We start from the raw sequence: 21,635 nt of genomic DNA on the forward strand, positions 1-21,635 counted from the left end.
TGCGCGCTGCTCCCGGGGGCGGCGCCTGACGCGCCTTGCCCGGGCTACAGGTTCATTGCCGTCTGCGGGCCGGTAGCCCGGACAGATGCGCAGCATCGCCTCCGGGAAATTCAGCCACTCTGCGCGCTGCTCCCGGGGGCGGCGCCTGACGCGCCTTGCCCGGGCTACAGGTTCACCGCCGTCTGCGGTCCGGTAGCCCGGACAGATGCGCAGCATCGCCTCCGGGATTTACCGACCTGCTACAGCTCTCTTATTCGATAACGCACGCTGAATCGACAGCACGCTGAACAGCACAATCACCAGCCCCACCAGCGCCAGCCCCTCGATCTTTTGCCCGAGGAAAACCCAGCCTAATAGCACCGCCGTCACCGGACTCAGCAGGCTCATCGCCGACACCGCCACCGGGGAAAGTCGGCTGATACCGCGAAACCACAGGCCGTATGCCAGCATAGCCCCGGCAACGCACAGCCACAGATAGCCCGCCGCCTGAGTCGGCGTCACCTGATGCAGCGGCGGATCGACCAGTAACGCAATTGGTGCCAGTACGATACCGCCAATCAGCAGCTGCCAGCCGGTCAGTGCGATAACCGGCAAAGCGATCGCCCAGCGACGCGACAGCCAGGTTCCCAGCGCCATGCTCATCGCCCCCAGAAACGCCGCGGCGATCCCCAGCGGTTCGAGCGTGGTTTGCGGCGACAGCAGTAGCATCGCCATTCCCGCGATCCCCATCAATGCCGAGAGCACCGCCAGCCAGGGCGATCGCTGACGATCGACGCACCAGGCCAACAGCATCACCAGCAGCGGCTGGATCGCCCCTATCACCGCCGCCAGGCCGCCCGGCAGCCGATAGGCGGCAATAAACAGCAGCGCCTGAAACGCGCCGATATTCAGGATCCCGGTAACGATCAGCTTCCACCACTCGGCGCGCAGCGGGAAACGGCGGCTCCAGATCAGCAGAGCGATCCCGGCCGGCAGCACCCGCAGCAGCGCGGCGATAAACGGCCGATCCGGCGGCAGAAACTGCGAGGTCACAATATAGGTGCTGCCCCAGATGGCGGGGGCCAGCGCGGTTAAAAACAGATCAACCATCAAATTGCGCGAAACAAAGGCCATGATTTTATCTTCACATCAAGGTAAATTGTGGCCTAAGTATGTATCGATATTTATCTTGATATCAAGACAAGTGAGCATTAATGGACAAATCACCGCAGACCGACGCCGTGGATCGCATTCTTGAACAGTGGAAACGGGAACGTCCCGATCTCGATTGCAGTCCGATGGGGCCGTTTGGCCGCCTGAAACGCTGCGCGCTGCTGCTGGAGCCGCGCATTGAAGCGGCTTTTCTTCGTCATGATTTAGTGCGCTGGGAGTTTGATATGCTGGCGACGTTGCGGCGGGCGGGCGAACCGTTCGTGCTGTCGCCCACCCAGCTCTTTTCAACGTTAATGATCACCTCCGGCACCATGACCCATCGTCTGAAAGCGCTGGAAAAACGGGGGTTTATTCGCCGTCTGCCAAACCCGGACGATGCGCGCAGCATGCTGGTCGCGCTGACGCCAGAGGGGCGAGAGTTAATCGACAGGGCGGTGGAAAGTCACGTGGAGAATGAGCGGGAGCTGCTAAGTGGACTCTCAGCGGCGCAGCGCCATCAGCTTGATGAAGCGCTGACGATTTTTATGCGCCTGCTGGAAAAAGAGTAATACCCACCCGCTTTGAATAAGGCGCTTACCTTGTTGCCGGATGGCGGTTGATGAAGCACCACCGTTATTTCCCGGAGGCGATGCTGCGCATCTGTCCGGGCTACCGGCCCGCAGACGGCGGTGAACCCGTAGCCCCGGTAAGGCGTTAGCCGCGACCGGGGAGCAGAGCGCAGAGTAGCTGAATTTCCCGGAGGCGATGCTGCGCATCTGTCCGGGCTACCGGCCCGCGGACGGCGGTGAACCCGTAGCCCCGGTAAGGCGTTAGCCGCGACCGGGGAGCAGAGCGCAGAGTAGCTGAATTTCCCGGAGGCGATGCTTACGCATCTGTCCGGGTTACCGGCCCGCGGACGGCTGTTAACCTGTAGCCCGGGCAGGCGCTTTGCGCCGCCCCCGGGAGCTGATCGCAGAGTGGCATAATCACCCCTTACCGAGCGGAAACGGGCGATCCTGCACAACCGTTTTCATCACCAGCGTCGACCGCAGGTGCTGCACGCCGGGCATTGCCGAGAGTTTGTCATCATACAGTTTCTGGAACGCCGGGAGATCGCGGGTTACCACGTGCATCAGATAGTCCGGATCGCCAAACAGGCGCTGCGCCAGCACGATTTGCGGTATCTCTTCCACCGCTTCCTCAAACGCGCTTACCGCTTTCTTATCGCCCTCTTTTAGCGTCGCGAAGACGATCGCCAAAAAGTTAAAGCCCATTTTTGCCGGATCCAGATTAGCCCGATAGCCGGTAATCACCCCTTCTTGCTCCAGCGTCCGCAGCCGTCGATGACAGGGCGAAAGGCTGAGATTCACCCGCTCGGCCAGCTCGGTTATCGACAGCCGTCCGTCAGCCTGTAGCTCAGCAAGAATTTTTCGATCGATGCTATCCATTTGGAAGATTTTCCCTCAGAAGAACGCCTTAAAGCATAACATTGAAAGCTCATTGCGCAATAAACTCGATATTCTTTCCCTCAAATAACCGCCGCTTAACGAGGGAAAATGATGAGAAATTGCCGTCAGCACGCAGAGGTGAGCCGTCCATGGAAATGAGCTTTATCGCCAGCTTTTGGCTGATCTCCTTTCTGCTGATCATTACGCCGGGCGCTGACTGGGCCTATACCATCAGCGCGGGGATCAACGGACGGCGCGTGATACCCGCCGTCGCCGGACTCATGTCTGGCCACCTGCTGGCCACGCTGATCGTCATCGCCGGAATCGGCGTGTTAATCGCCAATCATCCGCTGGCACTATCGACGCTCACGCTGCTGGGCGCAGGCTATCTGATGTGGTTGGGGATCGCTATTTTACGCCATCCGCCGATGCCTGATACCCAGCAGCACAGCGCGGGCAGCTGGAATCGCTGGGCGATTAAGGGATTATGCATTAGCGGCCTGAATCCAAAAGTCTTTCTTCTGTTTCTGGCCCTCCTGCCGCAGTTTACCGACCCCCAGGGAAGCTGGTCGGTTACGCAGCAAATGCTGATACTCAGCAGTTTACATCTGTTAACCTGCACACTGGTTTACCTGGTCGTTGGATACTGTTCACGCGCTATTCTAACAACCCGCCCTCATGTGGCGTATTTAATTAGTATGCTATCCGGCTCTATTATGATTCTGACCGCCTCCATCCTGATTTACGGAGAGTTGACTTAACCAAATAGCCAGAGTGTGAGATCAGATCTCACACTCAGTGTTATTCGTTGTTGTGCCGAAGCTAAAGCTTATATGTGAATATGCATATGCCAATCTTTGATTATGTACAGCTATTTGATACATGTAACATCTCTACTATCCTTCTCATCCATTACGTAGTTATACGTAATTCCCCCTCTCTCTTAAATGTTGAAATTGGTTTACTTCAGTCAGCTTTTTTAGTTTTGTTTAACATGTGTTGTAGTTTCTCTTTAGTAAAAAAGATATATTATCTTCGCACTGAGTTGGTTCCAGGAAAACCCTCACATCAAACAATTTAACTTATTGATTTTTCAGCAATTAATAAATCAAAAAGCAAGCCAACGGCATTTTTGGGATTGAGACTCAAATACATGCCAGCATCATAAAAATGGATATAAACAAACAGCACACCATAACAAATGATACAATTCACCTCGCAAATTGAATACAACAAATAAATCATGAGAAGCATGTGAAGTAGCATAATAAAAGAATATCTATTGTACGTAACTCAAGCGGCTACAACTCTTTTATGCCACCAACTCTTACGCTTACTGGCTGGACTTCAATTTCCGCTCCGAGACATAAATCAGGCCCATTATATACTTATCCGAAATAGTATTGATTTCACACGCAGAAAAAAATCAATCTAAACATTCATGTTCAAGAAATAAAATGGAGTAATAATATATACCCTAAATAATTCGAATTACTGAACAAAGCGAATAAACGTTTTGAAAAGCGCTTAGGCTGGCCCAACGGGGTGAAGCTGAAAGGCGAGTCCCCGGGAGTTACTGGAGTCAGTAACGGGGGTGAGCGAAAGCCCGTAAGGGCAAGGTCATCATGGATGATGACGAGTCACTCAGAAGCCAATGCGCAAGCAAGTGGAAGTATGACCGGTATCCATTAGTTAAATGGCTGTTAGCTGGATGCTAGCCCCATATCGCGTAATAAAAGGGACATTATGAAGAGCAATACAGGCAATACGAAAAGGAATTTCTTAACGCAAAACGAAATTGAGGCACTGTTAGCCGCAGCGAACACAGGAGCTCACGCCACACGTAACTACTGTTTGACGTTGCTGTGCTTTATTCACGGGCTACGCGCCAGTGAGATCTGCCGTCTGCGGGTCTCAGATATCGATCTTCAGTCAAAATGTATCTACGTCCACCGGCTGAAAAGAGGATTCTCGACCTCCCACCCATTAATTAATAAAGAAATTCAGGCATTAAAAAGCTGGCTGACTGTTCGGGAAACCTATCCGCAGGCAGACAGCGAATGGTTATTTTTGTCACGTAAAGGAAATCCTTTATCGCGGCAGCAGTTTTATCATGTTATCTCAGTCGCAGGTGGCAATGCCGGCCTGCCAATTGAAATCCATCCGCATATGCTTCGCCACTCATGTGGTTTTGCTCTGGCCAACATGGGCATTGATACCCGTCTGATTCAGGACTATCTCGGTCATCGAAATATTCGCCATACCGTCTGGTATACCGCCAGCAATGCTGGTCGTTTCTATGGTATCTGGGATAGCGCCCGCGATAAAAAAAGGCGAGTTATTTTATAACCCTTCTCTTCGACGCCGATTACGGCGTCGAAATCCTTCCGTACGCAGCGAATACATCTTTAGCGCCAACACATACCCACTCGTTACTATTAAAATCAAAACAGTCACACACATAACTACATTGCAAAATAATTATGACTTTCCGCACTGATTTGCTGTAATGCAAAATATTTAAGTAAGATATTTCTCAAACCCATCAGATTTAATTATTTTTCCTTTAATTTTAATAACCTGATAGCAGGGGGACTGCGCGTCTCTTGTGATATCAAATAAAAATCGATAAACATTATGGGTGACAAATTTGTCAGCTTGAACTTATCACAGCTTCAGTAACCCGTATTTATATACCCTAAATAAATCGCGTTGCAGGACAACACGGTTAACCGTTTTGCACAGCGCTTGCGCTGGCCGCGTAAGGAGGAGGCCGAGTATTGCCAACGCACAAGCAACTGGAAGTATGACGGGTATATGCGCAGATAATTTTCGGCTTTATTGCGGTGCGTCTGACGCATGCTGATGATTTGTCCCGCGACATCCGCCCACATGCATATATCAGGAGTGATACATTATGAATCGACGTCGTTTTCTTACAGCTAAAGAAGTTCAGGCAATGATGTTAGCTGTACGTCATGGCCCTACCGGCGAACGCGATTATTGCCTTATCTTGCTAGCGTTTCGCCATGGTATGCGCATCAGTGAACTTCTTGATTTGCATTATCGGGATTTTGATCTCAATGAAGGACGCATCAATATCCGTCGGCTGAAGAACGGCTTCTCCACGGTGCATCCCTTGCGTTTTGATGAACGTGACGCGCTTGAATGCTGGAGCCAGATTCGCGCCAGTTGGTATAGGGCAGATAAAAGCGATGCGGTGTTCATCTCGCGCCGCGGCACCCGACTTTCCCGTCAACAGGCTTACCGCATCATTAAAAGCGCAGGTATCGCTGCCGGCACCGCTACGCCTACCCATCCGCATATGTTACGCCATGCCTGTGGTTACGAACTGGCAGAGAGAGGAGCGGATACCCGCCTGATACAGGATTATCTCGGTCATCGTAACATTCGCCACACAGTACGATATACCGCCAGTAACGCTGCTCGATTCGCTGGATTATGGGAGAGAAAAAACTTATTAGCTGAAAATTTATACAATCAATAATTTGTGGCTAATTTATTGATTTTTTTCTTTTTTTTGAAAAACGAATGGGTCAATTAGGACCAAACTGTCCGTATGATAAAAAAGTTTTGAAACATTCTGCAACTCAAATATGTTCTTTTTTGGCAAAATAAATATAACCACCTGATTTATAAATAAATTACCCTCCACCATTTATGGTATTCCTCCTCCTGTTTCAGCATATTCACTTTTCCATCGACTCTCATCATCAGCTTGTTTGTTTTCCTTCCCCACCTCACCACATACGATAAAGAACCAAGAAAACAACAAAAAACAGATTAAAAACCCGCTTAAAAAAATGAAAAGCGATAAAACAAGGCATTTATTTCAATGAGTCAAAATGGTCCTAACTGTTACATCAGTCAGGTAAAAACTTTGAAGAACCGGCAGTCGGACCATCGGCTAAAAATGGAGTGCCTGGAAGGCATAACGACTGCCAACAACGGTTCGTAATATCGATAATGTTTAAAGGAAAACAACATGAAAATCAAAACACTGGCTATCGTTGCTCTGTCAGCTCTTTCCCTGAGTTCTACCGTTGCTCTGGCCGCAACCACCACCGTAAACGGCGGCACCGTGCATTTTAAAGGGGAAGTGGTCAACGCAGCCTGTGCGGTAGATGCCGGTTCTCTCGATCAAACCGTTATGTTAGGTCAGGTGCGTTCAGCAAAACTGGCTACCGCTGGCAGCACCAGCTCTTCCGTTGGTTTCAATATCCAGCTGGATGAATGTGACACCACCGTTGCAACTAAAGCGTCTGTTGCGTTCTCTGGTACTGCGGTTAATAACACCAATACAAACGTACTGGCACTGCAGAACTCCGTTGCGGGCAGCGCAACCAACGTTGGCGTACAGATCCTCGACAGCACCGGTACCCCGCTGGCACTGGATGGCGCAACCTTCAGCAAGGCGTCTACCCTGAACGACGGCACTAACGTCATTTCGTTCCAGGCTCGCTACTACGCAACCGGTGCAGCCACTGCCGGTATCGCTAACGCTGACGCGACCTTTAAAGTCCAGTACGAATAATCCATTTGTTGGCAAGGAAGCAATTCGGGCCAGGATGGCCCGTTTTTCACTAAACAACTGGAGCGATCACGATGCATAAAATGAGATTAGGTTTGTTCATTTTTCTGCTACCGCCACTCGCCCTGGCGGGTAATCGGTGGAACGTCACTTTACCCGGTGGAAATATGCATTTTCAGGGAGAAATTATCGCTGAATCCTGCCGGGTAGAAGCCGGGGATAGGCAGATGATCGTCAATATGGGACAGATCTCCAGTAACCGATTTCACTCAGCCGGCGAGGATACCGCCCCTGTGTCTTTCGATATTCATCTGCAGGACTGTAATACCACCGTTAGCCGGCATGTTGGCGTAGCGTTCAGAGGGGTCGCAGACGGTAAGAATCCAGACGTACTTTCGATTGGTGAAGGACCGGGGATTGCTACAGGTATAGGTATCGCGCTATTCGACAAAGATAACAGCCTCATACCGCTCAATCACCCTCCCAGAAGGTGGATGCAAATTTATTCCGGGCCTACCACTCTCCATTTCGTTGCAAAGTATCGGGCCACAGGAAAACAGGTGACTGGAGGCGTCGCAAATGCGCAGGCCTCATTTTCTTTAACCTATCAATAACTGGCCTGCCAACCTACCGAAAAGGGAAATAACGGTGAATACACAAGGAATATATGTGAAAAATAAGCTGAAAATGACACGTGGCCTGCTGGCAGGCATGATGATGACTGTCCTGGCAAGTTTTACTTCCTCCGCTGAAGCGGGCGTGGCTTTAGGGGCAACCCGAGTTATTTATCCAGCTGAACTCAAACAGGTCCAGCTAGCCGTCACTAATAATGACGAGAAAAGCACCTATTTGATTCAGTCATGGATCGAGAATAATGACGGGAGTAAAGATGGTCATTTTGTCATCACCCCACCGTTATTTTCTATGCAGGGGAAAAAAGAAAATACTCTGCGAATTATCGATGCCACTAACAATCAATTACCGCAGGATCGGGAAACGCTTTTCTGGATCAATGTTAAAGCTATTCCTTCAATGGATAAATCAAAGCTTAATGATAATACCCTGCAGTTGGCGATTATCAGCCGTATCAAGCTCTATTATCGCCCGGCAAACCTGGCGCTCTCGCCAGATCAGGCTGCAGAAAAACTAACATTTCGTCGTAATGGAAATGTTCTCACGCTTAGCAATCCAACGCCGTACTACCAGACGGTCACCGAGCTTAATGCTGGAAAACGGGTACTGGAAAATGCGCTGGTGCCGCCTTTAGGAGAGACCTCCGTCAAATTACCGTCCGATGCAGGTAGCGAAATTACCTACCGGACAATTAATGATTATGGCGCGCTGACCCCGAAAATGACGGGTAAAACACAATAACTTAAGGCAATAGTTAACGCTATCGCTTGAAATAAAAAGAACTGACAGCCGGCGATTTTAGACCGGAGGGACTATGTCATATTTGAAATATGGACTTTACCATTTGGGCTCACAATGCATTCGACGCAATAACCTGCGCTCAACACGCATCCTGGCCAGGATTCCCCTTTTTATTTTACTCACCTCACAGGCTTTTTCTGCGCAGGCAGAGTTTTATTTCAATCCACGGTTCCTGTCAGACGATCCTACCGCCGTAGCGGATCTGTCCGGTTTTGAAAATGGACAAGAGATACCGCCGGGAACCTACCGTGTGGATATATACCTCAATGACGGTTATATGACCACCCGCGACGTCACGTTTGATGCCGGAGATAAAGGTAAAGGATTGCTGCCCTGCCTTACCCGCGGGCAGTTGGCCAGCATGGGCCTCAGCACCTCTTCAATCGCAGGGCTGGGGGAACTGCCCGCCGATAGCTGCGTCCCCTTACCTGAGATGATCGAGGATATGACGATCCGTTTCGATGTGGCTCAACAACGTCTTTACCTCACCATTCCTCAGGCATTTATGGGCAACCGCGCCCGCGGTAGCATTCCTCCGGAGCTGTGGGATGATGGTATCAATGCGCTACTGCTGAACTACAGCTTCACCGGCAACACCGTGCATAACGATATCGGCGGCAGCAGCAACTACGCGTACCTGAACCTGCAGAGCGGGCTGAACCTCGGCGCCTGGCGCCTGCGCGACAACACCACCTGGAGCTACAGCAGCGGTTCCGCAAACAACGAAAATCAATGGCAGCACATTAACACCTGGCTGGAGCGAGACGTTACGCCATTACGCTCGCGCCTGACCCTTGGCGACAGCTACACCAACGGCGATATCTTTGACGGCATCAACTTCCGCGGCGCGCAGTTAGCTTCCGACGATAATATGCTGCCGGACAGCCAGAAGGGTTTCGCCCCGGTCATTCACGGGATTGCCCGCGGCACGGCCCAGGTCTCGATTAAACAGAACGGGTATGAGATCTACCAGAGCACGGTACCGCCCGGCCCGTTTACCATCAACGATCTCTATGCGGCCGGTAATAGCGGCGATCTACAGGTCACCATCAAAGAGGCCGACGGCAGCAGTCAGGTGTTCACCGTCCCTTACTCTTCCGTTCCGGTGCTCCAGCGCGAAGGCTACTCCCGCTATACGGTCACCGCCGGCGAGTACCGCAGCGGCAACAATCAGCAGGAGAAACCTAAATTCTTCCAGGGCACGTTGCTGCAAGGACTCCCGGCGGGCTGGACGCTGTACGGCGGCACCCAGCTGGCGGACCGCTACCACGCCTTTAACCTCGGCGTGGGGAAAAACATGGGGGAGCTGGGGGCGCTGTCGCTGGATGTCACCCAGGCCAATGCCACCCTGCCCGATGACAGCGATCACCAGGGTCAGTCGGTCCGCTTCCTCTATAACAAGTCGCTGACGGATACCGGCACCAATATTCAGCTGGTGGGTTACCGCTACTCCACGCACGGCTACTTCAGCTTCGCCGATACCACCTACAGCCGGATGAGCGGCTACAACGTCGCGACCCAGGACGGGGTGATTGAAGTGAAGCCGACGTTCACCGACTACTACAACCTCGCTTACAACAAGCGCGGCAAAATACAGGCCAGCATCACCCAGCAGCTGGGGCGTACTGCGACTCTTTACCTGAACGGCAGTCATCAGACCTACTGGGGCACCGGCAAGGCCGATCAGCAGCTCCAGGCGGGGCTGAACACCGCCGTCAATGATATCAACTGGACGCTCAGCTACAGCCTGACCAAAAACGCCTGGCAGCAGGGGCGCGACCAGATGCTGGCAGTCAACGTCAATATTCCGTTCAGCCACTGGCTGCGTTCCGACAGCAAATCGGCCTGGCGGCACGCCAGCGCCAGTAGCAGCATGTCAAACGATCTGCATGGTCGGATGAGCACTCTGGCGGGCCTGCACGGCACGCTGCTGGAGGACAACAACCTGAGCTACAGCATGCAGACCGGCTACGCCGGCGGCGGTGAGGGCAACAGCGGCGGCACCGGCTACGCGGCGCTGAACTACCGCGGCGGCTACGGCAACGCCAACGTCGGCTACAGCCGCAGCGACGGTATCAAACAGCTGTACTACGGCCTGAGCGGCGGCGTGCTGGCTCACGCCGACGGCGTCACGCTGAGCCAGCCGATGAACGACACGGTGGTGCTGATCAAAGCCCCCGGCGCAGACAACGTCAAAGTGGAAAACCAGACCGGGGTTCAGACCGACTGGCGCGGCTACGCCGTGCTGCCCTACGCCACCGAATACCGGGAAAACCGGGTGGCGCTGGACACCAACAGCCTGGCCGATAACGTCGACCTGGACGATGCGGTTGTCAGCGTCGTCCCGACCCACGGCGCGATTGCCCGTGCGGAGTTTAAAGCCCACGTCGGGCTCAAGCTGCTGATGTCGCTCATCTATAACGGAAAGCCGGTTCCCTTCGGCGCGCTGGTCACCCCGGCCGGTAGCCAGGGCAGCAGCATCGTCGCCGATAACGGCCAGGTCTACCTGAGCGGGATGCCGCTGGCCGGCAAAGTCCTGGCGAAATGGGGCGAAGGTCCGAACGCCAGCTGCGAGGCTGACTACAGCCTGCCGCCCGAAAGTAAGAACCAGGCATTGAGCCAGCTGTTGGCAGTCTGCCGTTAAGGAGTCATGATGATGAGAATACCTTTTTATCTACTGAGCGCCGCCCTGTCGCTGGTGATTACCAACGCCAGCGCGGCGGATAGCACCATCACCATCAGCGGCTACGTTCGCGATAACGCCTGCGCCGTGGCGGGTGAGTCGAAAGATTTTACCGTCGATCTGATGGATAGCACCGCGAAGCAGCTGTCCAGGGTCGGAGCCACAACGCCTTTGGTGCCGTTTCGCATTGTGCTGTCGCCCTGCGGCAGCGCGGTCACCTCGGTGAAGGTCGGCTTTGTTGGCGTTGCCGACAGCATCAATACCGACCTGTTACAGCTCGATCGCGGCACTTCAGCGGCGGCGGGGATGGGCGTGCAGATCCTTGACGCGCAGCAGACGGCGCTGCCGCTTAATGCCGCGTCGTCTGCAATCCCGTGGACTATTCTGACCCCCAGCCGGACCAACACGCTGAACTTTTACGCCCGGCTGATGACCACCCGGGTGCCGGTCACCGCCGGGCACGTTAGTGCTACCGCGACATTCACGCTCGAATTCCAGTAAACGGAGGCTCTGATGAAATGGATTCATGCCGGGTGGCTTCTGGCAATCACGCTGACCGCATTTTCCCCGGTGCTGCAGGCCACCGACATTACTATTACCGTTAACGGCAAAGTGGTGGCCAAACCCTGTACCGTTTCCACCACTAACGCCAGCGTCGATCTGGGGGAACTCTATACCTTCAGCCTGGTATCAGCAGGTTCCGCGTCGGCCTGGCACAGTACCGAGCTCGATTTAAGCAACTGCCCGGAGGGCACTTCACGGGTGGTAGCCACTTTTAGTGGCACAGCAGACAGCACCGGCTATTACAAAAATCAGGGGACTGCGGGCAATATCCAGCTCGAATTGCAGGATAACAGCGGCACAACGCTTAATAACGGAAAACAGAAGTCGGTTGAGGTTAACGATAGCTCGCAGTCGGTGCGTTTTCCACTGCAAGTCCGCGCTTTATCAATCAACGGCGGCGCCACCCAAGGAACTATTCAGGCGGTGATTAACGTCACCTATACCTACGCCTGAGCCAGGAGAGTGTGTTAATGAAAAATGTCCTTGTTCTTTTTACTACCCTGCTTCTAATAGGCTGGTCGCTGGGTGCCGCGGCATTCACCTGTAAAGTTGTCAATTCAGGGCAAACGCTGCCTGCCGGCTCGGCGAGTGTTTACGTCGCTCTGAATCCTTCTATTGGCGTGGGGCAAAACTTGATTGTCGATTTATCCTCTTCAATAGACTGTAAAAATGACGACTTAAGCAACTCAATTATTGACTACGTTAACCTCACCAGCGGTACTGCATTTGGTGGGGCATTGGCAGCGTTTACCGGTAGCATTTATTGGGATAAAAATAGTTATCCATTACCAATGAATAATGATTCATCAGTGTATTCTATCACCCATAAGGACTATCGCGGGTTGCCGTTGCGCATGTATCTTACGGCAACAGGCACCGCGAGCGGCGTCGTGATTAATGCTGGCGAACTCATAGCGAGACTTAATATGCATAAAGTTGCCAGCGACGGAAACCCCAGGGATTTTACCTGGAATATCTACGCTAATAATAATGTTGTCGTCCCCACTGGCGGTTGCGACGTGTCAACCCGAGATGTCATCGTCACGCTTCCAGACTACCCGGGCACAATGGCTGTCCCCGTCACGATTCACTGCGCACAAAATCAAAACATCGCTTATTACCTGACGGGGACAACGGCGGACACGAGTAATTCCATTTTCCGCAACACTGCTTCCGCCTCACCAGCGCAGGGAATTGGCGTGCAGATGGTTCGCAATGGTACCGTCATCCCTGCCAACCGTAACGTCTCGCTGGGTAAGGTAGGCACCTCATCGGTGAACCTGGGTCTGACCGCTACCTACGCGCGCACCAGCGGCAAGGTGACCGCTGGCAATGTACAATCAATTATTGGGGTAACATTTGTCTATGAGTAATCTCGTAACACGCCGGTTGCCGATGACTTATAATAGAAAGTACCGCAGTACGTGGTGACCAGCTCTCGACTCAAATTGTTGCGCCAGCATGCTGGCGCATTTATTCAGGCGCGAATATCGTCGTACTCGCGAGTATTATCAAATTCATGTTTGGCAAACGGGCATAGCGGAATAATTTTACGCTGCTCGCCGCGCATTTTTTCCACCACTTTCGCCACCAGCTTTTTCCCCACCCCCTGACCTTTCAGGCTGGGGTCGACGTCGGTGTGTTCAATAATGCTGAGGTGCTCGCCCGTGGGTACAAAAACAATTTCCGCCACCTGCTTCCCGTCGGCGTCATTGACGTAAAACTTGTTATGACCTTCCAGTATTTCCATCATTTCCTCGCTTATTTTTGACGATACTTTAGTGCGCCGCTCGGGCAGGTATCAATAACCTTAACCACCGTGGCCACGTCCACTTCATCCGGGACGATCCACGGTTTGCGTTTCAGGTTGAAAAGCTTCGCGCTACCGCGCACGCAGTTACCCGAGTGCTGACAGATATCGGTGTTAAAGTAGACATCGATTTTCTCGCCGGTATAGGCGCGATAGCCCGCTTCCAGTAGTTCTTTATCCATGACATTGCCTCAGTTCTGACTATTTTTTTAGCTTTGGCTCTAAGCATAGCCCTGCCAACAACCGCTGACTATCGGCGACGGGCGAAATTTATATTCCAGCGGCCTCACGCCATTAATGCAGAATGAATGATTTTCTATGCACTCGTTATCCAAAGAAAATGTTCTGTTTATCGATGAAATACAGACGCTTCGGTTATATCTATCTTTTATTTCCCCGGTAGGGAGATTACACTCATTTCACCTTAACCCGAGCACTCAGGTATTCAGTCTTGAATCGCATTGTAAAGCTGCCGCGCCCTACGCTCTTATTCTTGCTATTTACGCTCTCCGGCTGCTCATTATCCCCGGCGATTCCGGTATTAGGCGCCGCATTCCCGGGCTGGTTTTTCTGCTTAACAGGCGCCGCGCTGTTACTTATTCCCTGCCATATCCTGATTGTGCGTAAAGGATGGCAGTCGCGATTTTCTCCGCTGGTCTTCAGCTATCTGGCGCTGATGTTCCTGTTCGCCACGATTCTGTGGTTCCTGCTCTTCGTAAACTAGATACCTATGACCTCATCCCGCTCAAGCGTTATCCGCAAAAAATGGCCCCTGCTGGCGCTCGTTCTCGCCGCTATCGTGGCGCTGATTCTGGTTATCTGGCAGCTGCAAACCTCGCCGGAAACCAACGATGCCTATGTCTATGCCGACACCATCGACGTGGTGCCGGAAGTGAGCGGGCGGATCGTCGAGATGCCGATTCGCGACAATCAGCGGGTAAAAAAAGGCGACCTGCTGTTCCGCATCGACCCGCGCCCCTATCAGGCGATGCTCGACGATGCAAAAGCCCGCCTGACCACGCTTGATGCGCAGATCGTGCTGACCCAGCGCACGATTAAAGCGCAGGAATATAACGCGCAGTCGGTCAGCGCCGCCGTTGAACGGGCTAAAGCGCTGGTTAAGCAAACCACCTCTTCACGCATTCGCCTTGAGCCGCTGGTACCGCAGGGGTTTGCCTCCCAGGAGGATCTTGATCAGGCGCGAACGGCAGAAAAAGCGGCGCGCGCCGAGCTGGAAGCCACCCTGCTGCAGGCCAAACAGGCTTCCGCCGCCGTGACCGGCGTCGATGCCATGGTGGCGCAGCGGGCGGGCATCCTCGCGCAAATTGCGCTGGCCGAGCTGCACCTCGAATTTACCGAAGTCCGCGCGCCGTTTAACGGCGTGGTGGTGGCGCTGAAAACCACGTTCGGCCAGTACGCCTCGGCCCTGAAGCCGGTCTTTACCCTGCTTGATGACGACCACTGGTACGTGGTGGCGAACTTCCGCGAAACCGATTTAAAAAACGTGCGGCCCGGCGTTCCGGCCAGAATCACCGTGATGACCAACCACAGTCGCGCCTTCGAGGGCGTAGTCGACTCGGTCGGTACCGGCGTTCTGCCCGACGGCGGCAGCGTGATTGAAGGCCTGCCGGTGATCCAGAAGAGTATCAACTGGGTCCACGTCTCCCAGCGCTTCCCGGTCAAAATCGCCGTTAAAGACCCCGACACGAACCTGTTTCGTATGGGCGCCTCCGCCAGCGCCGTTCTGCAGCCGCAATAAGGAGACGGCATGCAGAGCTTGTGGCCCTTTCTGACCCGGGAACTCCGCGATGCGCCGGGGCGGGCGAACTACACCCTGCGCCTGACGCTCAGCTGCGCGGTGCTGATTGTGCTGTTTATGACGCTGCATATTCCCTTCCTCGCCGTCGCGCTGATCGTGGTGTTTTACGTCAGCCAGCCGAACGTCCTGATGATCAAACTGGTAAGCGTGGTTTTCGTGGTGACCGTCAGCGTCGCGCTGGGCGGCGTGCTGCTGATTATCAAGTGGACCTATGACTATCCGCTGATCCGCCTGGTCGCCTCGGTGATCCTGTTCTTCTGCGCCATTTACCTGATGCGGGTGCTCGGCAAGCTCGGGCTGGCGTTTTTCGTGGTGGCGCTGGCGGTCATCTACGCCCAGACCTTCCCGTCGATGACCAGCCAGAGCGAAATTCTGGTGCGCCTGCTGCTGTGGCTATGGATGGCGATCAACACAGCCATTCTGGTGACCCTGCTGGTCAACGCCTGTTTCCAGCAGGCCTTTCCCGGCTATCAGTTCAAAGCCCGGCTGGTGGTGATGCTCCGCCAGACGGCGCGGCGCCTGAGCCAGCCGGACGATGGCACGCCGCCGCCCACCGTTACCGAGATTGCCGGGCAGTTTAACCAACTGCGGTCCCTGTATCAGCAGGCCGCGCGCGCCACGCCGGAGATTGCCGCCAGCCCGCAGGCCTGGCAGTCGCTGATGGCCGCCGCGCTGAGCTGCTCTCATTTGACGGCGCTGCTCCAGCCGGGCGACGACCATCCCGATGCGCGTCGGCGGATAGCCAGCCAGCTTAACGCGCTGGCGGATAATCTGCCCGCGGCGGCGGAGGTCCAGCCGCTGATTGTCCCGCGCGACGGCGCCAACAGCGCCATTTTGCAGGAGATCGCCGAGGTTCTGGCGCGGCTGGCGCGCGGCGAAACCATCCCGCTGCCGCAGGGCGAAGTGGAAAAAGCGCCGCTGCTTTTGCCGGACGCGTGGTCCAATCCGGCCTATCTGCACTTTGCCCTGAAAACGCTGCTGGCGACGCTGCTGTGCTACGTTTTTTACACCGCCGCCGACTGGCAGGGCATCCACACCATCATGCTGAGCTGCGTGATCGTCGCCCAGCCGGGCCTGGGCGCCACCATGCAGAAAACGTGGCTACGCATTGGCGGCGCGCTGCTGGCCACGCTGATTGCGCTGCTTCTGATCGTCTTTGTGCAGCCCTGGACCGATTCGCTGAGCGGCCTGCTGGCGATGACCCTACCGGTCTTCGCGCTGGCGGCGTGGATTGCGGCGGGGTCGGAGCGCATCGCCTACGCCGGCATTCAGATAGGCTTTACCTTCGCACTGGCATTCCTGAGCTGGTTTGGCCCGCTCAGCAACCTTACCGAGCTGCGCGACCGGGTTATCGGCATCCTGCTCGGCGTACTGGTTTCCTCCATTGTTCATCTCTATTTATGGCCCGATAGCGAAGCGCCGCAGCTGAAAGCACGTCTGGCCCAGCTGTATCGCCAGCTGGCGCAAACCCTCGCCGCCCGCGACGATGAGGTTCAGCAGGTACCGCTGTTTGCCGCGCTGACCGAGAGCGAAACCTTAATCAACCGGGTGGCCGCCGAGCCGCTGGGAACCTATGCGCACCCGTGGCCGGAAGCCAAAAGCTGGCCGGCGCGGGCAACCTTTCGTCAGGCAGAGGAGATCCTGCGCCTCAGCGAAGGCTATCGCCTCTACGCCGCGCCGGAAGATACCTTTTTAGCCCGCTGCGCCCGGCGGCTTGAAGCCTACGCCAGCGATATCGATGCGCAGCAAAATACCGTTGAGCGCGTTCAGGCGCAGCAGCCGGATCCGGCGAACCCGTTCGGCGCGCCGCTGGTCAATGCGCTGGCCGCGCTGCCCACGTGGCCGCTTGCGTCTTCCGTTATTCCGCGACAGGCAACCCGATCATGACGAAAACCACTCCTCTTCCGCGCGTCTGGCCCTTCCTGGCGCTTGCCTTCGCCCTCACGCAATTAGCCGGCTGCGCGTTAATTCAGGACGATCCCGGCCAGGTACCGCTGGTCAACCCGCAGCAGGCCGAGCTGGCGCAGGTGATCCACCTGGCGAACAGCGGCTGGCCGACGGCGCGGTGGTGGGAAGGCTATCAGGATCCCCAGCTCAATATGCTGGTTAATCGCGCGCTGCAGAACTCCCCCACCATGCAGGCGGCGCGGCTGCGTATTTCACAATCGCAGTCCACGGTTGAGCTGGCGCAGTCGGCAATGGGCGTTCAGGCCACCGCCGTGGCGGCGCAAAACCGCCTGCGGGTAACCAATAAACAGTTTACCTGGCCCTACTCCTTCTCCCTGCCGGTGGATAAAAACGGCCCCTGGTACACGCTGAACACGGTCGGCGTCGGAGCGACGCTGAATATCGATTTATGGGGCGCCGACCGCGCCCGCGTCGCCGCCGCGATTGGCGAAAAGAACGCCCGCCAGGCGGAGACCGCCGGTATCGAGCTGGATCTCGCCAGCAGCGTGGCTCAGCTCTATTTCGCGATGCAGGCAACTTTTCAGAAAATCGAATTACTCAACCAGTTGGAGGCTATCGCCCGCCTCTCGGTGCAGGCGCACGAGCATCGTACCGCGCGCGGCGTCGAGGATAGCGTCGATGTCGCCAATGCCCAGGCGGAGCTGCTGGCGGCGGCGCAGCAGGTGATTACGGCGCAGGGGACGCTGACGCAGTACCGGGAAACCCTGCGGGCGCTGATCGGCGCCGATGCGCATAGCATGCCGGAGATTCACCCCGTGGCGCTGCCGACGCTGCAGGAAACGCTCCCGGACTCGCTCTCGTTTGAGCTGCTGGCCCGCCGCCCTGACCTGCAGGCGCTGCGCGGCTACGTTAGCGCTTCCATGAGCCAGGTGGACGCGGCAAAAGCGGCCTTTTACCCGCACTTTGATATCAAGGCCTTCTGGGGCTACAACGCGCTGAGCGTCGGCGATCTGTTTAAGTCCTCATTCCAGCAGATCAATATACTGCCGGGGCTCTATTTACCGCTGTTTGACGGCGGGCGCTTAAACGCCAACCTGAAATCGACGCGTACGGCGAGCAATATTTTGATTAAGCAGTACAACCAGGCGGTGCTGGACGCGGTGCGCGACGTGGCGATTAGCTCGAGCCAGCTGAACGATTTGAACCAGCAGGCCGCCCTGCAGCAGCAGAAAGTGACGGCGGCGATGGTGACCACCCGCAGCGCCAGCGCGCACCATCAGCGCGGGCTGGTCAGCTACTATGCGGCGCAGGAGGCGCGTCGCCCGGCCATCGCGCAGCAGCTTTTGCTGCTGGATATCCAGGCCCAGCGGCTCAGTACCGATATCACCTTGATTAAAGCGCTGGGCGGCGATTATCGCGGCCCGGCGCTGAGCGAGAACGCCCCATCGCGCTAGCTTAACAGGCGCCATTCGCGCGCCTGGTTTACCGCCTGGATGCGCCCCTTCACCTGCAGCTTTTCATACAGCTGCTTAAGGTGCCATTTGACGGTTTCCGCCGAAATGCCCAGCTCGCGCGCCACGCCCTTGTTGGAATGGCCGTTGGCAATCAAACGCAGGGTCTGCTGCTCCCGTTCAGTCAGCCGCAGCGCGGGCGGCTGCGGACGCGCCGTATCAATCACGATACCGGCGGCGGCGAAGCGGGACAGCAAAGCGACGATATCGGCGGTCAGCACATCATCCGCCGCGCCGTGCTTGTGCATCTCCGCCAGCAGCGCAGCCATCTCTTCCCTCCCCTCCAGCAGGCTGCGCCACAGCCCCTGACGCAGCGCGCGCGCAAGCGCCGGTCGGCAGACAGCCATCGCCTGCTCCCGCTCGCCGGCACGCCAGAGGGCAAGCGCCTGTTTGAGCCGCAAACGCACGGCGAATAGCCACTCGCCGCTGGTTTCCCGCACGCCGGCCAGCGTATCCAACAGCCGGGCGGCGGCCTGCGGTTCGCCGGCGGCGATAAGGAGACGGCTCTGGCTGAGCGCGATATATCCGCCGGCAGCCTCCGTCTGGCTAAGGGTCTGCAGGCGAAGCAGCAGCGCGTCGGCGGCCAGTTTGTCGCCCGCGTGAAGGGCAACGGCAATCCGCTCCGCCAGCAGCGGAGCCTGCGCCCGCAGCCAGCCGCGCTGGGCCGCCAGCCCTTCGGCATGCAGTAATAGTGATTCGGCTTCCGCCAGTCTCCCCATTTCACGGGCCTGACGGGCCAGGATGATATAGCCGCGGCTAAGGCCGTCGGGCGGACAGAAGTTGTCGATGGTCTCCAGACGCGGAACCAGCAGGCTTTGCGCCTGCTCGCCCTTCCCTTGCTCCCAGGCTATCTCGGCGAGAATGGGCGCCAGGGTAGCGCCGCTGCTGGCGTTCTCGCCGGTATGCTGCTCCGCATAGCGCAGCGCCCCCGCGGCCTGACGTTCCGCTTCGGCGAGATTCCCCTGGCGCAAATAGCTCTGCGCCATGACAAAGGCCCGGTAGACCGTCACGAACAGGTTGCGGTTAGCAACGCTGACGCCGGATACCCGCTGCTGCACCTCCAGCGCCTGCTGCGGCCGGGAGTCCGCCAGATGGCAGTAGCTGAGGATGTTGCACACCAGGCCATCAACCCAGATATCGCCGCAGGGCACCTCGCGCAGCAGCGGTTCGACAATAGCGATACTGCGGGCAATATTGTCGGCAAAGGCTTCGCAGATCGCGCGAACGACCCGCAGCTTCACCCACGAGCTGTGGGCCAGCGCCCCACCATGCGCCGCCGATTGCGTCTCAATGGCGTCGAGCAGCTGGCGAGCGTCGCTAAACCGGAAGCGGTGGGCTAACGCCCAGGCCAGATTAAGCTGAAGCTCGATGCGCGACGGGTCGAGATTGGCTGGCAGGTAGCGTATCCACTGCACCAGGGTATCGATATCCCCCTCCTCCGCCAGAGACTGCGCGCCCGCTTCCGCATCCCTGGCCGCCGATTTTCCGGCGGCCAGCGCATGGCGTATCGCCTCGGCCCACAGCTGCTGCGCGGCGAACCAGGCGCTGGCGCGATCGTGCAGCTGGCGAATATCAATATCCCCGCCGTGGCGCAGGCGATGCAGCAGCGCGTCGCGCATCAGCGGGTGATAGCGAAACCAGCGGCCGCTGTCGTCCAGCGCGGAAAGAAACAGATTGTGCTGCGCTATCCACCTCAGCATCTCGCCGCCGTTATGGCGGCCGCAGACGGCATCGCACAGATCCGGATGCAGGCGATTAAGCACGGAGGTATGCAGCAGGAAGTCGAATACTTCGGGCGGCAGCGGCGCGAAAATCACTTCATCCAGATAGCGGGAGATTGACCGCGAGCCGGCGCCGAAGCCCATCGCCGTAGACGCGTCCGGGGAGAGCGCGGCCATTTTCATTCCCGCGACCCACCCTTGTGTAAGCGCGATAAGCCGGGGGATCGCCTGCGGATCCAGCCCCGACGCGCCAGCGAAATAAGCGCGGGCTTCGCTGGGGTTAAAGCGCAGCTCCGGGTCATCGACCTCCAGCAGCTGGTCCTGCATATGCAGACGGCTCAGGGCTAAAGGCGGCTGACTACGGCTACCGATGAGCAGATGCAGCGCCGGCGGCGCATGGTGCAGCAGCCAGCTCATTCCCTGATGAATCGCCGGGTCGCTGATGCACTGATAGTCGTCGAGGATCAGGTACAGCGGGTGCGGGCACTGATTAAGCTGATTAACGAGCTCAGCAAAGAACAGGGGGAGCTCGGCCGGAAGCTCACCTTGTAACAGATGCAGAAACGACGGGCTCCACCCCTGCCACAGCGGCCGCAGCGCCTCCTGTACATAGCGCATAAACAGCAGCGGCGCGTTGTCGTCCTCTTCAAGGCTCAGCCAGGCCAGCGCATCCCCTTGTCGAAGGCGGTGCCGGTACCACTGCGCCAGCAGGGTGGTTTTGCCAAACCCGGCGGGCGCGCGCAGCAGGGTTAAACGGCGGGAGACGGCGCCGTCGAGGCGCTGCAGCAGGCGCTCCCGCGACAGCAGGCTTTCCGGCGTACGGGGCGGCGTAAAGCGCGTGGAAATAAGCGGCAGCGTCCCGGTGAAACGTAAAGGTTCCTGATGAACAAACGCTGTCAGTGAATCATCCTCCGAGGGTAAAAAAGCCATACCGCGATTACTCCTTAAATCCAGTCCGTACGCTCATTATCCCCCCCATCAGGGGGGTAGGCCACGCTTATTGCGCCCGATAGAGTAGTGCCATTCGCCGCAGCGGCTACGACGACATCGGCCG

At 56.4% G+C, this 21,635-nt stretch carries 20 protein-coding genes; 15 read left to right on the forward strand and 5 right to left on the reverse strand.

All coding sequences use genetic code 11. The features are described 5' to 3' along the window. Window positions 1–228: 228 nt before the first annotated feature. Window positions 229–1,113: an EamA family transporter gene (locus ABLU96_RS22105; RefSeq protein ID WP_064404189.1), complete on the reverse strand. Its 885-nt coding sequence runs from the start codon at window positions 1,111–1,113 to the stop codon at window positions 229–231. 80 nt (window positions 1,114–1,193) lie between these two features. On the opposite strand from ABLU96_RS22105, the gene ABLU96_RS22110 reads away from it, so the two are divergent. After that, window positions 1,194–1,700 (forward strand): MarR family transcriptional regulator, encoded by a 507-nt coding sequence (locus ABLU96_RS22110; protein WP_047722953.1) that lies wholly within the window; start codon window positions 1,194–1,196, stop codon window positions 1,698–1,700. A 417-nt stretch (window positions 1,701–2,117) separates the two neighbouring features. Here ABLU96_RS22110 and ABLU96_RS22115 read toward each other — a convergent pair whose 3' ends face one another. Further along, window positions 2,118–2,579 (reverse strand): Lrp/AsnC family transcriptional regulator, encoded by a 462-nt coding sequence (locus ABLU96_RS22115; protein ID WP_014226704.1) that lies wholly within the window; start codon window positions 2,577–2,579, stop codon window positions 2,118–2,120. A gap of 149 nt (window positions 2,580–2,728) precedes the next feature. Here ABLU96_RS22115 and ABLU96_RS22120 point away from each other — a divergent pair, with 149 nt between their 5' ends. The 10 genes from ABLU96_RS22120 (at window position 2,729) to ABLU96_RS22165 (ending at window position 13,185) form a co-directional block, all read left to right on the forward strand. Further along, window positions 2,729–3,340 carry a LysE family translocator gene (locus ABLU96_RS22120; RefSeq protein WP_064404191.1) on the forward strand — a complete coding sequence of 204 codons (612 nt, stop codon included), beginning with the start codon at window positions 2,729–2,731 and terminating at the stop codon, window positions 3,338–3,340. 985 nt (window positions 3,341–4,325) lie between these two features. Next, window positions 4,326–4,928 (forward strand): tyrosine-type DNA invertase, encoded by a 603-nt coding sequence (locus ABLU96_RS22125; protein ID WP_025106050.1) that lies wholly within the window; start codon window positions 4,326–4,328, stop codon window positions 4,926–4,928. A gap of 568 nt (window positions 4,929–5,496) precedes the next feature. Continuing rightward, complete coding sequence (locus ABLU96_RS22130) at window positions 5,497–6,087, forward strand: tyrosine-type DNA invertase (RefSeq protein WP_025106049.1); 591 nt, start codon at window positions 5,497–5,499, stop codon at window positions 6,085–6,087. 498 nt (window positions 6,088–6,585) lie between these two features. After that, window positions 6,586–7,134, forward strand: a complete 549-nt coding sequence (gene fimA, locus ABLU96_RS22135; RefSeq protein WP_233932978.1) for a type 1 fimbrial major subunit FimA — start codon at window positions 6,586–6,588, stop codon at window positions 7,132–7,134. 71 nt (window positions 7,135–7,205) lie between these two features. Then, the gene (locus ABLU96_RS22140) at window positions 7,206–7,745 is read left to right on the forward strand and encodes a fimbrial protein (RefSeq protein WP_064404195.1); all 540 of its coding nucleotides are present in this window, start codon (window positions 7,206–7,208) and stop codon (window positions 7,743–7,745) included. Window positions 7,746–7,818: 73 nt separating this feature from the next. After that, the gene (locus tag ABLU96_RS22145) at window positions 7,819–8,505 is read left to right on the forward strand and encodes a fimbria/pilus periplasmic chaperone (protein WP_064404339.1); all 687 of its coding nucleotides are present in this window, start codon (window positions 7,819–7,821) and stop codon (window positions 8,503–8,505) included. A 73-nt stretch (window positions 8,506–8,578) separates the two neighbouring features. Next, window positions 8,579–11,209 (forward strand): fimbrial biogenesis usher protein, encoded by a 2,631-nt coding sequence (locus ABLU96_RS22150; protein WP_139512566.1) that lies wholly within the window; start codon window positions 8,579–8,581, stop codon window positions 11,207–11,209. 9 nt (window positions 11,210–11,218) lie between these two features. Further along, complete coding sequence (locus tag ABLU96_RS22155; RefSeq protein WP_086074241.1) at window positions 11,219–11,749, forward strand: fimbrial protein; 531 nt, start codon at window positions 11,219–11,221, stop codon at window positions 11,747–11,749. Window positions 11,750–11,761: 12 nt separating this feature from the next. Beyond that, a complete protein-coding gene (locus ABLU96_RS22160; protein WP_025106043.1) occupies window positions 11,762–12,265 on the forward strand; it encodes a fimbrial protein in 504 nt (167 codons plus the stop codon). Between the two features lie 17 nt (window positions 12,266–12,282). Then, window positions 12,283–13,185 carry a fimbrial protein gene (locus ABLU96_RS22165; protein ID WP_025106042.1) on the forward strand — a complete coding sequence of 301 codons (903 nt, stop codon included), beginning with the start codon at window positions 12,283–12,285 and terminating at the stop codon, window positions 13,183–13,185. A gap of 104 nt (window positions 13,186–13,289) precedes the next feature. Here the strand turns inward: ABLU96_RS22165 and ABLU96_RS22170 are convergent, their stop codons facing one another. Together ABLU96_RS22170 and yjdI are read right to left on the reverse strand one after the other, a co-directional pair. Continuing rightward, on the reverse strand, window positions 13,290–13,562 hold the full coding sequence (locus ABLU96_RS22170; RefSeq protein WP_014226706.1) for a GNAT family N-acetyltransferase: 273 nt from the start codon (window positions 13,560–13,562) through the stop codon (window positions 13,290–13,292). 11 nt (window positions 13,563–13,573) lie between these two features. Further along, complete coding sequence (gene yjdI / locus ABLU96_RS22175; protein WP_004134525.1) at window positions 13,574–13,804, reverse strand: 4Fe-4S mono-cluster protein YjdI; 231 nt, start codon at window positions 13,802–13,804, stop codon at window positions 13,574–13,576. Window positions 13,805–14,073: 269 nt separating this feature from the next. On the opposite strand from yjdI, the gene ABLU96_RS22180 reads away from it, so the two are divergent. The 4 genes from ABLU96_RS22180 to ABLU96_RS22195 are packed head-to-tail and all read left to right on the forward strand — an operon-like array spanning window position 14,074 to window position 18,803. After that, the gene (locus ABLU96_RS22180; RefSeq protein ID WP_014226707.1) at window positions 14,074–14,346 is read left to right on the forward strand and encodes a YtcA family lipoprotein; all 273 of its coding nucleotides are present in this window, start codon (window positions 14,074–14,076) and stop codon (window positions 14,344–14,346) included. Window positions 14,347–14,352: 6 nt separating this feature from the next. Then, window positions 14,353–15,381 carry a multidrug transporter subunit MdtN gene (mdtN, locus tag ABLU96_RS22185; RefSeq protein ID WP_064404197.1) on the forward strand — a complete coding sequence of 343 codons (1,029 nt, stop codon included), beginning with the start codon at window positions 14,353–14,355 and terminating at the stop codon, window positions 15,379–15,381. Between the two features lie 9 nt (window positions 15,382–15,390). Continuing rightward, a complete protein-coding gene (locus ABLU96_RS22190; RefSeq protein ID WP_064404199.1) occupies window positions 15,391–17,328 on the forward strand; it encodes an FUSC family protein in 1,938 nt (645 codons plus the stop codon). Beyond that, on the forward strand, window positions 17,325–18,803 hold the full coding sequence (locus ABLU96_RS22195) for an MdtP family multidrug efflux transporter outer membrane subunit (RefSeq protein ID WP_064375524.1): 1,479 nt from the start codon (window positions 17,325–17,327) through the stop codon (window positions 18,801–18,803). Before ABLU96_RS22190 ends, ABLU96_RS22195 begins: the two co-directional genes overlap by 4 nt. On the opposite strand, the gene ABLU96_RS22200 is transcribed toward ABLU96_RS22195, so the two are convergent. Next, on the reverse strand, window positions 18,800–21,511 hold the full coding sequence (locus tag ABLU96_RS22200) for a LuxR C-terminal-related transcriptional regulator (protein ID WP_064404201.1): 2,712 nt from the start codon (window positions 21,509–21,511) through the stop codon (window positions 18,800–18,802). The genes ABLU96_RS22195 and ABLU96_RS22200 overlap by 4 nt on opposite strands. Between the last annotated feature and the right edge of the window lie 124 nt (window positions 21,512–21,635).

This window comes from Klebsiella sp. CN_Kp106 (genome assembly GCF_040064575.1).
GTDB classification, from domain to species: Bacteria; Pseudomonadota; Gammaproteobacteria; order Enterobacterales; family Enterobacteriaceae; genus Klebsiella; species Klebsiella michiganensis.

Bases quoted from the DNA above. Each gene is read 5' to 3' on its own strand.
- ABLU96_RS22105 (WP_064404189.1), bottom strand. From the start codon at position 1,113: ATGGCCTTTGTTTCGCGCAATTTGATGGTTGATCTGTTTTTAACCGCG.
- ABLU96_RS22110 (WP_047722953.1), top strand. From the start codon at position 1,194: ATGGACAAATCACCGCAGACCGACGCCGTGGATCGCATTCTTGAACAG.
- ABLU96_RS22115 (WP_014226704.1), bottom strand. From the start codon at position 2,579: ATGGATAGCATCGATCGAAAAATTCTTGCTGAGCTACAGGCTGACGGA.
- ABLU96_RS22120 (WP_064404191.1), top strand. From the start codon at position 2,729: ATGGAAATGAGCTTTATCGCCAGCTTTTGGCTGATCTCCTTTCTGCTG.
- ABLU96_RS22125 (WP_025106050.1), top strand. From the start codon at position 4,326: ATGAAGAGCAATACAGGCAATACGAAAAGGAATTTCTTAACGCAAAAC.
- ABLU96_RS22130 (WP_025106049.1), top strand. From the start codon at position 5,497: ATGAATCGACGTCGTTTTCTTACAGCTAAAGAAGTTCAGGCAATGATG.
- fimA (WP_233932978.1), top strand. From the start codon at position 6,586: ATGAAAATCAAAACACTGGCTATCGTTGCTCTGTCAGCTCTTTCCCTG.
- ABLU96_RS22140 (WP_064404195.1), top strand. From the start codon at position 7,206: ATGCATAAAATGAGATTAGGTTTGTTCATTTTTCTGCTACCGCCACTC.
- ABLU96_RS22145 (WP_064404339.1), top strand. From the start codon at position 7,819: ATGACACGTGGCCTGCTGGCAGGCATGATGATGACTGTCCTGGCAAGT.
- ABLU96_RS22150 (WP_139512566.1), top strand. From the start codon at position 8,579: ATGTCATATTTGAAATATGGACTTTACCATTTGGGCTCACAATGCATT.
- ABLU96_RS22155 (WP_086074241.1), top strand. From the start codon at position 11,219: ATGATGAGAATACCTTTTTATCTACTGAGCGCCGCCCTGTCGCTGGTG.
- ABLU96_RS22160 (WP_025106043.1), top strand. From the start codon at position 11,762: ATGAAATGGATTCATGCCGGGTGGCTTCTGGCAATCACGCTGACCGCA.
- ABLU96_RS22165 (WP_025106042.1), top strand. From the start codon at position 12,283: ATGAAAAATGTCCTTGTTCTTTTTACTACCCTGCTTCTAATAGGCTGG.
- ABLU96_RS22170 (WP_014226706.1), bottom strand. From the start codon at position 13,562: ATGGAAATACTGGAAGGTCATAACAAGTTTTACGTCAATGACGCCGAC.
- yjdI (WP_004134525.1), bottom strand. From the start codon at position 13,804: ATGGATAAAGAACTACTGGAAGCGGGCTATCGCGCCTATACCGGCGAG.
- mdtN (WP_064404197.1), top strand. From the start codon at position 14,353: ATGACCTCATCCCGCTCAAGCGTTATCCGCAAAAAATGGCCCCTGCTG.
- ABLU96_RS22190 (WP_064404199.1), top strand. From the start codon at position 15,391: ATGCAGAGCTTGTGGCCCTTTCTGACCCGGGAACTCCGCGATGCGCCG.
- ABLU96_RS22195 (WP_064375524.1), top strand. From the start codon at position 17,325: ATGACGAAAACCACTCCTCTTCCGCGCGTCTGGCCCTTCCTGGCGCTT.
- ABLU96_RS22200 (WP_064404201.1), bottom strand. From the start codon at position 21,511: ATGGCTTTTTTACCCTCGGAGGATGATTCACTGACAGCGTTTGTTCAT.